This window comes from Bradyrhizobium acaciae (assembly GCF_020889785.1).
Taxonomy (GTDB): domain Bacteria; phylum Pseudomonadota; class Alphaproteobacteria; order Rhizobiales; family Xanthobacteraceae; genus Bradyrhizobium; species Bradyrhizobium acaciae.
The window spans coordinates 39596-51695 of record NZ_JACMYK010000011.1 but is presented as its reverse complement, the minus strand read 5'-3'; the positions used below and the strand labels follow the sequence as shown (position 1 = coordinate 51695).

Below are 12100 nucleotides of genomic sequence, written 5' to 3'. Positions count from 1 at the left end.
CGCGTCAATTCGCGCCACGGGAAGGCGACAATGCGCCGAGGTGGGTGCTGCGACATACTATCGCTTGCGTTAGCCAGCTCAATCGATCCGTCACCCCCGCGCAAAGGCTTCGCCTTTGTCGCTGGAGGTGCGAGCGGAGCGAGCCTCGAAGGGCGATGGCCCGACTGCTTCCGCGTGGAGCGGGGGCCGTGCATCCTTCGAGGCTCGCAAGAGCTCGCACCTCAGGATGACGGGGGGAGAGTGGTGGTTGCAGGCCGGAACAGCGTCGGCCTTTGTCGCTCGAACGTCTTGCGGCCGCGTTTGAAGCCCATCAGCACGTCGGGCAGTTCGGCGATCGCATTGGTTCCGCTGTCGGTGTCCAGCACGACGATATCGGCAGGGTTGCCGACCGCAATGCCGTAGTCGCGCAGGTTCATCAGGCGAGCCGGCAGCTCGGTGACGAGATCGAGGCAGGTGTCGAACTCGCCGATCCCGGCATGCGCGGCATTGGCATAGAGGTTGGCCATCCGCAGCAGCGATGCGTCGCCGAACGGCGTGAAAGGATTCTGCACGTTGTTGGTTGCGACCGAGCACAGCACGCCATCGGCGACCAGCCGGTGCGCCGCGGTCAGCCCGCGCGGGGCGTTATGCGTGGCGTCGCGCCCCATCAGATAAAGGTCGGTCGCGGGCAGCACGGTCACCGCGACGCCGGCTCCGGCAAGGCGCGCGCTCGCCGCCTTCAGCCTGTCCGGCGGCAGCGCGGACAGCTTGGTCGCGTGCCCGATCGCGACGCGTCCCTGATAGTTGCGCCGCTCGGTCTGCCGGCAGACCTCCTCGATGTGCGACCAGGACGGATCGAGGTCGAAGTCGAGATGGAAGTCGACATCGATGTCGAACTGCTGCGCGAGATCGAAGATGCGCGCGATCTGCGTGTTCGGGTCGGTGTCGACATAGGGGCAGCCGCCGATCACATCCGCGCCGTCGTTGAGTGCCGCGACCAAGAGCTCGTCGGCGCCGGGATCGTTCGTCAAACCCTCCTGCGGAAAGACACAAAGAGACAGATCGAGCGCCCAGGCATAGTCGTGCTTCAGCGCCTTGACCGCCTCGAAACTGCGCAGCCCGATCCGCGGGTCGATCTCGACATGGGTCCGCATCCGCGTGGTGCCCGCCGTGATCGCGCGCTCGATCACCTTGGCGCCGCGTGTATAGACATCCTCGACCGTGAAGTCGCGCTTCATGGCCGACACCGCGCGGATCGCGTCACCGAGGCTGGCGTGGTCGTGGCCGCAGCGGCCGAGCAGGCAGGCCTTGTCGAGATGGATATGGGTGTCGACGAAGCCGGCCAGCGCCAGCCGGCCGTCGAGGTCGACCTCGACGGCCTCGCAGGAGAGATGCGGCGCGACCGCGGCGATCCTGCCGCCGGCCACGCCGATATCGACCGCCGACGCGGATTGGCGCGTCAGGGCATTGCGGAAGACCAGGTCGAAGACGGGTTTCGCGATCATCGAGAAAACATCAGGATGGTTTGAGCCTAGCGGAAGGGGCGGGAACCGGCAGCATCAGATTGTGTGCAGTTTGCCTATCGAATTGTCTAAAAAATATGCATACACTTTGGCGGCCGAATTGTAGAGTCCTGTTTGTCCCTGGAGGCCCCGTCATGTCCATTACCGCCCAAGCCGATGCCCGCCCGCTGTCCGATGCCGAGATCGTCGAAGCCTATCTGACCGCGTCGATGATCCCGGATCCCGACGCGGCGGCGACCTATATGAAGCCGGGCACGGTGATCACCTTCACCGGCGGGCGCGAATTCGACCATCCGCGCGGGCCGACCGGCTTCAACGCCAAGCGCTATCGCTGGGTGAAAAAGCGGATGGATCGGTTCGACGTCTGCCCCGGCACCGGCGAGACCGTGGTCTATAGCGTCGGCACGCTGTACGGCGAATGGATCGACGGCACGCCGTTCGAAGGCAACCGCTATGTCGATCGCTTCGTGGTGAAGGGCGGGCAGATCGTCAAGATGGACGTCTGGAACGACAGCGCCGAACGGATTCTGGTGCAGCGGGGGATAGGGGCTTAGCCTCGCTGTCATGCCCCGCTTCAAGCGGGGCATCCAGTACGCCGCGGCCTCTCGGCGGACCACGAATGTCTCTGGAATACTGGATCGCCCGGTCAAGCCGGGCGATGACCCCGAAATTGGGATTACCTTCCCCGCACAGCCTTCGGCAGCTTCACACCCCGGTCGCCGCGTCCGCGTACGGCGCAAGGATATCCAGCAGATCCCGGCCGCGCTGCGGGCTCGGCGCAACCAGGGCGCGGGTCGCTACCGAATCCAGATGGCTGTGCATCAACCCCATCACCTTGTCGACGTCGCCCTTCACCAGCGCCGCGATGATGGCGCGGTGCTCGTTGATCGCGCATTCCGATGAATGCGGCCGGCTGTACAGCGACAGCGTCAGGCAGCAGCGGTAGGCGACCTCGCTGACATAGCGCACCAGGATCGGGCTGTTGGTCATGTGGGCGAGCAGGATGTGGAATTCGGTGGCGAGCCGGATCGAGACCGCATCGGTGCCGTTGCGGGCGCGATCCTCGGCGTCGACATGGGCGGTGAGTTCGGCGATCTGCGGCTTGGTCAGCTTGCCCGCCAGTTGCCGCACCACCAGCCGCTCCAGCTCGATGCGGATGTCGAAGGCATCGCGCGCCTCCTGCCAGCTCGGCGTCGCCACCACCGCAATACGGTTGCGGCGCAGCTCGACAAGGCCTTCCGCGGCCAATTGCCCGAGTGCATGCCGCGCAATGGTGCGGCTGACGCCGAAGCGCTCGCCGAGCGAATCCTCGGGCAGCTTTGCGCCGGGCTCCAGCGCCTGCTCGATGATCGCGCGCCGCAACGCACGGCAGATCACGCTGACCTTGTCGGACGATTCAGCCGTCTTGCTGGTGTAGGTGCGCGCCGCCATTGCCGCGAATCCCTCTCGAAAGCTGCCACGAACGCCTCTCTATCATACCGCAAAAACAATCGATCGCCCGAATTGCATGCAGTTCGGGTTGTGGATTGCCTAAAAGGAATCCGCCTCCCCGAGGTACGGATCGCGTGATCCCCTTGATTTTCAACGGGTCGGCCGCTGGCATCCAGCTTGCATGCACTTTGCTCGTGATGCGCATGCAACCAAATTCCGAATTTGCCGGCGAGCCGATGGCCGCCGGATCCGCGCCGACCGCGATCGAGCTGTCGGAAGCCTCCGTCACCTTCGGCCGCGGCGCCCGCGCCGTGCCGGCTTTGTCGAAGACCACGCTGCGGATCGCCGACGGCGAGTTCGTGGCGCTGGTCGGCCCATCCGGCTGCGGCAAGTCCACCATCCTGCGGCTGGTCAGTGGCCTGGCGCGGCCGACCACCGGCGTCGTCATCGTCGGCGGCCGCGAGGTCGCGGCGCGGGCGATGCGGGTCGGCATGGCGTTCCAGAACCCGACCATGCTGCCGTGGATGACGATCGAAAAGAACATCATGTTGCCGCTGAAGATCGTCGAGCCGTTCCGCTCGCAGTTCCGCAAGCTGCGCAAGACCGAGTTCCGCGACAAGGCCAATGCGCTGCTCGAGCAGGTTGGGCTGAAGGGTTTTGGCGGCCGCTATCCCTGGCAGCTCTCCGGCGGCATGCTCCAGCGCGCCAATCTGTGCCGCGCGCTGATCCACGAGCCGCGCATGCTGCTGCTCGACGAGCCGTTCGGCGCGCTCGACCAGTTCACCCGCGAGGAACTGTGGGGAATTCTTCAGCAGCTCTGGATGACCCACAAGCCGACCGTGCTGCTGGTCACCCACGATCTGCGCGAAGCCGGCTTTCTTGCGAGCCGCATCTGCGTGATGAGCGCGCGCCCCGGCCGCATCCTCGATGACTCCAGTGTGGATTTTGCCCGCCCGCGCACCGTGGCGATGACGTTCGAGCCGGACTTCGTCGCGCTCAACCAGAAACTTCGTGCCTTCATCGTCGATGCGCGCACCGCGGCGCGCGAGGGAGCCTGACCATGCCCGTGTCGGATATCAGGCAGAAGGCCTGGTCGGTGGCCTTGATCGTGCTGTTCTTCGTCGCCTGGGAGCTGTTCTGCCTGATGACGGGGATGTCGGATCTCGTGCTGCCGCGACCGTCGCAGATCTTCGTCACGCTGTTCGAGAAATTCCCGATCCTCTGGCCGCATATCGTGCAGACGCTGGTGACCACGATGATCGGCTTTGTGCTCGGCGTGGCCTTGGGCGTCGCGCTCGGCGCGGTGATCGGGGTGTCGAAGACCGCCTACGACACCTGTTATCCGCTGCTGGTCGGCTTCTCCTCGATCCCGAAGGTCGCGGTGGTTCCGATCTTCGTGCTGTGGTTTGGCTCCGGCACGGTGCCGGCGGTGCTGACGTCGCTGTCGATCTGCTTCTTCCCGATCGTCGTCAATATCGCGACCGGCCTTGCCACCACCGAGCCCGAGCTCGAGGACGTGCTGAAGGCGCTCGGCGCCAGCAAGTTCGACATCCTCTGGAATGTCGGGCTGCCGCGGACGATGCCGTTCTTCTTTGCCTCGCTGAAGGTTGCGATCTCCTACGCTTTCGTCGGCGCGGTGCTGTCGGAAACCGTCGCCTCGAACCGCGGCATCGGCAACGTCATGATGACCGCGTCCTCCAATTTCAACGTGCCGCTGGTGTTCGCCGGGCTGTTCGTGCTCGCAGGTCTCGGCGTCGCGCTCTACGTGCTGTTCTCGCTGATCGAGGGCCAGGTCACGGGCTGGGCGACGCGCAAGGACAATGTCATCGCCACCTGAATCATTTCGCCATCGCCGTTCACTGGAGTTGAGGAGGTCGTCATGCTGAAGACAATAAGCGCCGCATTGCTGGGATTGGCCCTGGTCGCGGCTTCCGCGCGCGCCGAGGACACCACCATCAAGTTCACCTTGGGCTGGAAGACGCAGGGCTCGGACGCCGCGTTCTTCTACGCCAAGGACAACGGCTATTTCAAAGAGGAGGGCCTCAACGTCGTGATCGACCAGGGCGAAGGCTCCGGCGCGACCGTGACGCGCGTCATGTCCGGCGCCTATGACGCCGGCTTCGGCGACGTCAACGCGATCATCCAGAATGCCGCGACCAAGCCGCAGGATGCGCCTGTGATGGTCTACATGATGTGGAACCAGCCGCCGTTCGCGATCGTCGCCAAGAACACCAGCGGCATCCAGACCATCAAGGATTTCGAGGGCCACACGCTCGGCGGGGCGCAGGGCACGCCGACCACGCGGCTGCTGCCGGTGTTCGTGCACAAGAACGGGCTCGACGGCGAGAAGATCAAGGTCTCCAACATGGCGCCGAACCTGCAGGAGCCGATGCTGATCAAGGGCGACATCGATGCCGCGCTGGTGTTCAACATCACGAGCTACTTCAACCTGGTGCTGAATCGCCAGGACCCCGACAAGGACTTCAAATGGTTCTCGTTCGGCGACTATGGGCTCGATCTCTATTCCAACGGCGTGATGGTGTCGCGCAAGCTGATCGCCTCGAACCCGAAGGCGGTGGCCGGCCTCGTGCGCGCCATCAACAAGGGCGCGATCGCGGTAGCCAAGGACCAGAACGCCGCGATGAAAGCTGCGCTGAACTATGACAATCTGATCAATGTCGATGTCGAGAAGCGCCGGTTGCAATATTCCTTCGAGAAGCTGATCGTTTCGCCGGAGATGAAGGACATCGGCATCGGCGACGTCAAGGACGATCGCATGGCCCGCGCCATCGGCTTCATCGTCGAAGGCTACCAGCTCGCCCGTACGCCGACGCCGGCCGAAGTGTTCTCCCGCGAGTTCCTGCCGCCGCGCGCGGAGCGGGAGCTGGTGTACACGGCGAATTGACGCAATTCGTCATTGCGAGGCGCGAAGCGACGAAGCAATCCATCTTTCCGCATGTGGAGATATGGATTGCTTCGCTTCGCTCGCAACGACGCCAGAGTGGAGCGCGTTCATGGACGTCACGGCAACCCGTCTGTTCTCCGGCTCTGACCACAACATCCGGGACAATGTCGTACTTCGGCACGATGGCGGTCTCATCACCGGTATCTCCGAAGCCGCCACCCCGCAGACCGGACCGCGCTCGCTCATCCTCCCCGCCTTCATCAACGCCCACGACCACGCCCGCCCGCGGGCGTCGAGCTTCGGTGCGGTCGGCATGCCGCTGGAAAGCTGGCTGCTGCGCACGGTGGTCGGCACGCCGGTCGACCCCTATCTCACCGCAGCCTCGGCGTTTGCCCGCGCAGCGAGGGCCGGCTGCGCGGCGATGATGGTGCACTACACACGGCCGAGCGGCACCATGCCGCTCGTCGACGAGGTCAGGGCAGTCGCGCGCGCTGCCGGCGATGTCGGGATCCGCATCGCCTTTGCGATCGCGGTGCGCGACCAGAACCCGATCGTCTATGGCGACAGCGAACCAGTGCTGTCAGGCCTTGCGGCCGACGATCGCAGGACGATCGAGGAACTGTTCGTCCGCATGCCGATGTCGCCGAAGGCCTACATCGAACTGACCGACGAGATCGCCGCGGCGATCGGTGGGCCGAAGGTCGACGTGCAGCTCGGGCCGGCCGGCGTGCAATGGTGCTCGAAGCCGCTGCTGGAGGCGGTCGCGGAGAATTCCGCGCAGACCGGCCGCCGTATCCACATGCACCTGCTCGAGACGATCTATCAGCGCGCCTGGGCCGACCAGCATTTTCCCGATGGCATCGTCCGCTATCTCCGCGACATCGGCTTCCTCTCGGAGCGGCTGGCGCTGGCGCACTGCACTCACGCCCGGCCCGACGAGATCGAGATGATCGCGGCATCAGGCGCGCGCATCGTCACCAATTTCTCCTCCAATCTGCATCTGCGCTCCGGGCTGGCGCCGATCGCAGCCGCACACGCTTGCGGCTGCGCGATTGCGGTCGGCGTCGACGGCCTGGCGCTCGACGAGGACGATGACGTGCTGCGTGAGATGCGCCTGGTGCAGATGATGCATGGTGGCCTCGGCTTCAAACGGACCTGGACCCCGCCGGAATTCCTCGCGCTCGCGATCCGCAACGGCCGCCGCGCCACCGGCGCACCGGGCACGGGCGAGCTTGCCGCCGGTGCGCCGGCTGATTTCGTGCGTATCGATCTCGATCGCCTGGAGCGCGACCAGATGATCGACGCCGATCCGCTCGATCTGCTGTTCGCGCGCGGCAATGCGCAGCTTGTCTCCGAGCTTGTGGTCAATGGTCGCACCGTCGCCATTGCCGGCCGGTGCCTCGGTGTTGATCTTCCCGCCATCGAGCAGGAACTGCGCGGCATCATGCGCGCGAGCGCGGCCTCATACGCGCATGTCTTGCGCGCATGGCCGCGACTGTCGAGCTCGTTGCAGCATTGGTTTGAAGCGCAGCTCACCTGCAATTAACTGCACAATCGTCGTTTCGCGCCGAGCAGCAACTTCAGTCGATCTCTCGCTAATTCCGTCAAGCGGAAGAAAATTCCACTTGCATCACACAGACGGCGCGGCTTCAAGTTCAGGCAACAAGAAACTGAATCAGTCGCTGTCACCGGCTGGTCATGTTGTCGCGAGGAAGCCTGATGGGCGCGTTGTCGCATCTGCGGATTGTCGAGATCGGAAGTGCTGCGGCGACGAGCTATTGCGCGCGGCTGTTTGCCGATTTCGGCGCCGATGTGCAGAAGGTCGAGCCGCCTGGCGGCGATCCGATCCGCCGCACCGCACCGCTGACGCCGCAAGGGCACAGCGCATGGTTCGCGTTTCTCAATTTCAACAAATCGAGTGCCGTGCTCGACAAAAGCGACGCGTCGCGGCTGCGCGGGCTGATCGCCGACTGCGACATCCTGCTCGACGGACGCGGCATCGATGCGGCGGACTGTCCCGACATCGATCTCGATACGATCAAGCGGGACAATCCCGGCCTGATCCATCTCGACCTCGCCTGGTTCGGCGATCGCGGTCCCTACGCCGATTTCGCAGCAACGGACTCCACGATCCGCGCGCTGACCGGGCTCGTGAAGCTGGTCGGACCCGAGCAGGGGCCGCCGATGCACGCGCCGGATTTCCAGACCGGCATCCTGGGCGGGCTGTGGGGCTTCATCGCCGCCGCCTCGTCGGTGTTGGGCCGCATGCAGGACGGACGCGGACGCGAAAGCCATCTCAGCCTGTTCGAGGCCTCTATCGCCGTCACCGAATACATCATGTTCGAGGCGTTCCAGCGCGGCGACATCATGCGGCGGATCGGCGTCAACCGGTTCTGGCCGACCTTTCCGGTCGGCATCTACGAGACCAAACAAGGCTGGCTCGGCGTCACCACGGTGACCCCGGCGCAGTGGCGCGCGTTCTGCGAGATGCTCGGGCTCACCGATCTGCGCGACGATCCGACGCTGGTCATGGGCGTCGACCGGCTGCAACACGTCGCCGAGATCGAAGGCAGGATCCTGCCCAGGCTGAAGCAGCGCACGGCGCAGGAATGGTTCGCCGAAGGCCTCAAGCGCAAGATCCCGATCGTGCCGGTGCCGGAGATCTCGGATCTCATCGCCGATGAGGAGAAGCGCGCCCGCGGCGCCATCGTTCCGATCGCGGTCGGCGACGAGACCGGCTTTTCCGCCGGCACGATGCAGCGGTTGACCGGAACGCCGCCGCTCCGTGGCGGGCGAGTGCCTGATCTCGGCGAGCAGCAGGCGAGGCCCGAGGCCGCGCCGCGTGTGCCGTTGCCGAAGCCGGCTGCGGTTAATCGCTTGCCGCTCGAAGGCATCCGCGTCGTCGACTTCTCGATGGGCTGGGCCGGGCCGATCTGCACCCGCACGCTCGCCGATCTCGGCGCCGACGTCATCAAGATCGAGGCGACCCAGTATCCGGACTGGTGGCGCGGCGTCGACCGCCGTCCCGCCTACGTGCTGGAGCAGATGTACGAGAAGTCGGTGCGCTACTGCATCATGAACCGTAACAAGCGCGGCATCACGCTCGATCTCACCCGGCCGAAGGGACTCGAGCTGGCAAAGCGCCTGCTCGCCGATGCCGACCTCGTGGTCGACAATTATTCGGTCGAGGTGCTGCCCAAGCTCGGCCTCGGCTACGACGTGCTGAGCAAGCTCAATCCAAAGCTGGTGATGATGTCGATGTCGGCGTTCGGCGCCGGCAGCGTGCATCGTGATTGCCGCGCCTATGGCTCGACGCTGGAGCAGGGCTCCGGCCTGCCTGGTGTGATCGGCGATGCCGGCGGCCCGCCGGTGATGAGCCACACCGCGTTCGGCGACGCTGTCGGGGGTCTCAACGGCGCTGCCGCGGTGCTGACCGCACTGATCCATGCGAAGCTCACGGGGCAGGGCCAGTTCATCGATCTCGCCCAGATCGAATGTATGATGCCGTTCGCGGCACCCTGGATCGTCGCGCATTCGATCGACGGCAAGGAGCCTTCGAAATACGGCAACCGCCATCCGGATTTCGTGCCGCATGGCTGCTTTCGCTGCGATGGCGAAGACAACTGGATCGTCGTCGCAGTGTCCGACGATGCGATGTGGCCGAAACTTGCGCGGCTGCTGGGCCGTGAGGACTGGGCGGCCGATGAAGCGCTCAAAACGGCTGCGGGCCGCCGCGCCATCGAGGCCGAGATCGAGGCGGCGATCACGGCCTGGACCTCGGCGTGCGATGCGGATGCGGCGATGGCCTCGCTGCAATCCGCCGGTGTTGCCTCCGGCGTCGCGCGGTTGCCGATTGATCTGCTGCAAGACCTGCAACTGCACGCCCGCGGCTTCGTCCAGCAGGTCGACCGCGCCTTTATCGGACAACACCCGCAGCCATCGATGCCGTTCCGCGAGGGCGATGCGCCGTTTGCGATCCGCTCGGTGCCGCCGACGCTCGGCGAACACAACCGCGAGATCCTCGGCGGCATGCTCGGCCTTTCCGACGCGGAACTTGAAGAGCTCACCCGCGAGGGCATTATCGGCACCGAGATGCTGATGGAGGAGCAGCTGGTGAAAGAGAAGAAGCGGGCGGCGGGTTGATGGGAGAAGGCCAGCCGGCACTGCGCAAGTCGGAGGTTGCGCGCGAGGGCGCGCGGCCGCTGCTGTCCGTGCGCGGGCTCGGCATCCGTTTCAAGACCACGCAGGGCATCTGGCAGGCGACGCGCCGGATCGACTTCGACATCGCGCCCGGCGAGCGCGTCGGCATCGTCGGCGAGAGCGGCTGCGGCAAGACCATCACCGGCCTCTCGATCCTGCGCCTGCTGCCGGGCAATTTTGCCGGCCTCGATGGCAGGATCCTGTTCGACGGCGTCGATCTCGCCTCCTGTAGCGCGCGGCAGATGCGTGCCATCCGCGGCAAGCGGATCGCGATGATCTTCCAGGAGCCGATGAGCGCGCTCGATCCGGTCTTCACGGTCGGCCATCAAATCGCGGAGACGCTGCGGGTCCACAGCAATGTCGGCGAGGAGGAGGCGCGCGCCAGGACGCTGGAGATGCTGCGCCGCGTCGGCATCGCCTCGCCGGAGCGGCGGATCGACGATTATCCGCATCAGCTCTCCGGCGGCATGCGCCAACGCGTGATGATCGCGGCCAGCCTGATCTGCGGGCCGCAGCTTCTGATCGCGGACGAGCCGACCACCGCGCTCGACGTCACGGTGCAGGCGCAGATCCTCGAGCTGCTGCGCGACATCAGCGAGACCTCGAAGACCGCGCTGATGCTGATCACCCACGATCTCGGCGTCGTCGCCGAGACCTGCACGCGGATGATCACGATGTATGCCGGCGAGGTGATCGAGGACGCCACCGTCGACGAGGCGCTGGTGCGGCCGCTGCATCCCTATACGTCGGGCCTGCTGCGCTCGTTGCCGCATTTGAGCCCGCGTCACGGCCGGCTGCCGTCGATCCCGGGCCGGGTGCCGTCGATCGCCGAGATGCCGGCCGGCTGCCGCTTCCGCGCCCGCTGCGCGCATGCGACCAAAGGCTGCGAGGCCGAGCAGAAGCTGCAGGATGCCGGCGGCGGCCGCAAGGTGCGTTGCTGGCGCTTTGCCGAGCTCAATCTGCCCGGCGCGCTGCATCCGCCGGACACTTCCGCCAGCGCCAGGGTTGCGCGCCAATGACCGCAGCTACAGCCGAGCCCCGCCGCGACGCGATCATTTCGGTGCGCGACCTCCAGGTCCGCTTCCAGACCTCGGACCGCCGCGCCACCGTGAAGGCGGTCGACGGCGTCAATTTCGATGTCCGCCGCGGCGAGACCTTCGGCATCATCGGTGAGTCAGGCTCGGGCAAGACCACGATCGGCCGCGCGCTGGTGTTTCTGCTCAATCCCAGCGCCGGTGCCATCCTGCACGACGGCATCGATCCGCTGGCGCTGCCGCGGCGGGAATTCCAGAGCCATCGCCGCGACTACCAGATCATCTTCCAGGACCCGAACGCCGCGCTGAACCCGCGCATGACCATCCTGGCCTCGGTGCTGGAGCCGCTGGAGCTCGCCCGTGTCGGCAGCCGTACTGAGCGCGAGCGGCAGGCGCGGGAGGCGCTGGAGCGCGTCGGCCTGCCGCAGGAGTTCGGCGAGCGCTATCCGCATCAGCTCTCCGGCGGCCAGAAGCAGCGCGTGGTGATCGCCCGCGCGCTGACGTTGAAGCCAAAACTGATCGTCTGCGACGAGGTGGTGGCCGCGCTCGACATGTCGATCCGCGGTGACGTGCTCAATCTGTTCGCCGACCTGCAGCGCGACCTCGGGCTCACCTACGTCTTCATCACGCATGATCTCGCCGTGGTCGCGCATATCAGCGAGCGCGTCGCGGTGATGTATCTCGGCCAGTTCGTCGAACTCGGGCCCACCGAGGAGGTCGCCGAGCGGCCGCTGCATCCCTACACCATCGCGCTGCTCTCCGCCGAGCCGCGACCGCTGCCGTCGTCGATGCGGCAGGAGAGCCGCATCGTGCTGCAGGGAGAGGTGCCGAGCCCGATTGATCCGCCCTCGGGCTGCCGCTTCCGCACCCGCTGCCCGCACGCACAGCCGCTCTGCACCGAGCGGGTGCCGGAGTGGCGCGAGCTGAAGCCCGATCACTGGGTGGCCTGCCATTTCGCCGACCGCCCGAATTTTTCGAACAACTAGAGCATGACCCGGAAAAGTGTGTAGCAGCTTTCCGACAAGATC

At 65.8% G+C, this 12100-nt stretch carries 10 protein-coding genes; 8 read left to right on the top strand and 2 right to left on the bottom strand.

Annotated features, from left to right (window positions below):
- Window positions 1-221 precede the first annotated feature (221 nt).
- Window positions 222-1484 (bottom strand): amidohydrolase family protein, encoded by a 1263-nt coding sequence (locus H8A92_RS07765; RefSeq protein ID WP_229195235.1) that lies wholly within the window; start codon window positions 1482-1484, stop codon window positions 222-224.
- Between the two features lie 152 nt (window positions 1485-1636).
- Between H8A92_RS07765 and H8A92_RS07760 the strand changes: the two genes are divergently transcribed.
- Window positions 1637-2056 carry a nuclear transport factor 2-like protein gene (locus H8A92_RS07760; protein WP_229195234.1) on the top strand — a complete coding sequence of 140 codons (420 nt, stop codon included), beginning with the start codon at window positions 1637-1639 and terminating at the stop codon, window positions 2054-2056.
- Window positions 2057-2207: 151 nt separating this feature from the next.
- Here the strand turns inward: H8A92_RS07760 and H8A92_RS07755 are convergent, their stop codons facing one another.
- A complete protein-coding gene (locus tag H8A92_RS07755; RefSeq protein WP_229195233.1) occupies window positions 2208-2933 on the bottom strand; it encodes a GntR family transcriptional regulator in 726 nt (241 codons plus the stop codon).
- 203 nt (window positions 2934-3136) lie between these two features.
- Between H8A92_RS07755 and H8A92_RS07750 the strand changes: the two genes are divergently transcribed.
- From H8A92_RS07750 to H8A92_RS07720, 7 genes are all read left to right on the top strand, one after another.
- Window positions 3137-3991, top strand: coding sequence for an ABC transporter ATP-binding protein (locus H8A92_RS07750; RefSeq protein WP_229195232.1), 855 nt, complete (start codon window positions 3137-3139; stop codon window positions 3989-3991).
- Between the two features lie 2 nt (window positions 3992-3993).
- Complete coding sequence (locus tag H8A92_RS07745) at window positions 3994-4770, top strand: ABC transporter permease (RefSeq protein WP_229195231.1); 777 nt, start codon at window positions 3994-3996, stop codon at window positions 4768-4770.
- Between the two features lie 42 nt (window positions 4771-4812).
- Complete coding sequence (locus tag H8A92_RS07740) at window positions 4813-5838, top strand: ABC transporter substrate-binding protein (RefSeq protein ID WP_229195230.1); 1026 nt, start codon at window positions 4813-4815, stop codon at window positions 5836-5838.
- Window positions 5839-5947: 109 nt separating this feature from the next.
- The gene (locus H8A92_RS07735) at window positions 5948-7384 is read left to right on the top strand and encodes an amidohydrolase family protein (RefSeq protein ID WP_229195229.1); all 1437 of its coding nucleotides are present in this window, start codon (window positions 5948-5950) and stop codon (window positions 7382-7384) included.
- Window positions 7385-7557: 173 nt separating this feature from the next.
- On the top strand, window positions 7558-9981 hold the full coding sequence (locus tag H8A92_RS07730; protein ID WP_229195228.1) for a CaiB/BaiF CoA transferase family protein: 2424 nt from the start codon (window positions 7558-7560) through the stop codon (window positions 9979-9981).
- Window positions 9981-11057 carry an ABC transporter ATP-binding protein gene (locus tag H8A92_RS07725; protein ID WP_229195227.1) on the top strand — a complete coding sequence of 359 codons (1077 nt, stop codon included), beginning with the start codon at window positions 9981-9983 and terminating at the stop codon, window positions 11055-11057. Before H8A92_RS07730 ends, H8A92_RS07725 begins: the two co-directional genes overlap by 1 nt.
- Window positions 11054-12058, top strand: a complete 1005-nt coding sequence (locus H8A92_RS07720; protein WP_229195226.1) for an ABC transporter ATP-binding protein — start codon at window positions 11054-11056, stop codon at window positions 12056-12058. The genes H8A92_RS07725 and H8A92_RS07720 overlap by 4 nt, the downstream gene beginning before the upstream one ends.
- Window positions 12059-12100: the final 42 nt, after the last annotated feature.

Bases quoted from the DNA above. Each gene is read 5' to 3' on its own strand.
- H8A92_RS07765 (WP_229195235.1), bottom strand. From the start codon at position 1,484: ATGATCGCGAAACCCGTCTTCGACCTGGTCTTCCGCAATGCCCTGACG.
- H8A92_RS07720 (WP_229195226.1), top strand. From the start codon at position 11,054: ATGACCGCAGCTACAGCCGAGCCCCGCCGCGACGCGATCATTTCGGTG.
- H8A92_RS07725 (WP_229195227.1), top strand. From the start codon at position 9,981: ATGGGAGAAGGCCAGCCGGCACTGCGCAAGTCGGAGGTTGCGCGCGAG.
- H8A92_RS07740 (WP_229195230.1), top strand. From the start codon at position 4,813: ATGCTGAAGACAATAAGCGCCGCATTGCTGGGATTGGCCCTGGTCGCG.
- H8A92_RS07745 (WP_229195231.1), top strand. From the start codon at position 3,994: ATGCCCGTGTCGGATATCAGGCAGAAGGCCTGGTCGGTGGCCTTGATC.
- H8A92_RS07735 (WP_229195229.1), top strand. From the start codon at position 5,948: ATGGACGTCACGGCAACCCGTCTGTTCTCCGGCTCTGACCACAACATC.
- H8A92_RS07755 (WP_229195233.1), bottom strand. From the start codon at position 2,933: ATGGCGGCGCGCACCTACACCAGCAAGACGGCTGAATCGTCCGACAAG.
- H8A92_RS07730 (WP_229195228.1), top strand. From the start codon at position 7,558: ATGGGCGCGTTGTCGCATCTGCGGATTGTCGAGATCGGAAGTGCTGCG.
- H8A92_RS07760 (WP_229195234.1), top strand. From the start codon at position 1,637: ATGTCCATTACCGCCCAAGCCGATGCCCGCCCGCTGTCCGATGCCGAG.
- H8A92_RS07750 (WP_229195232.1), top strand. From the start codon at position 3,137: ATGCAACCAAATTCCGAATTTGCCGGCGAGCCGATGGCCGCCGGATCC.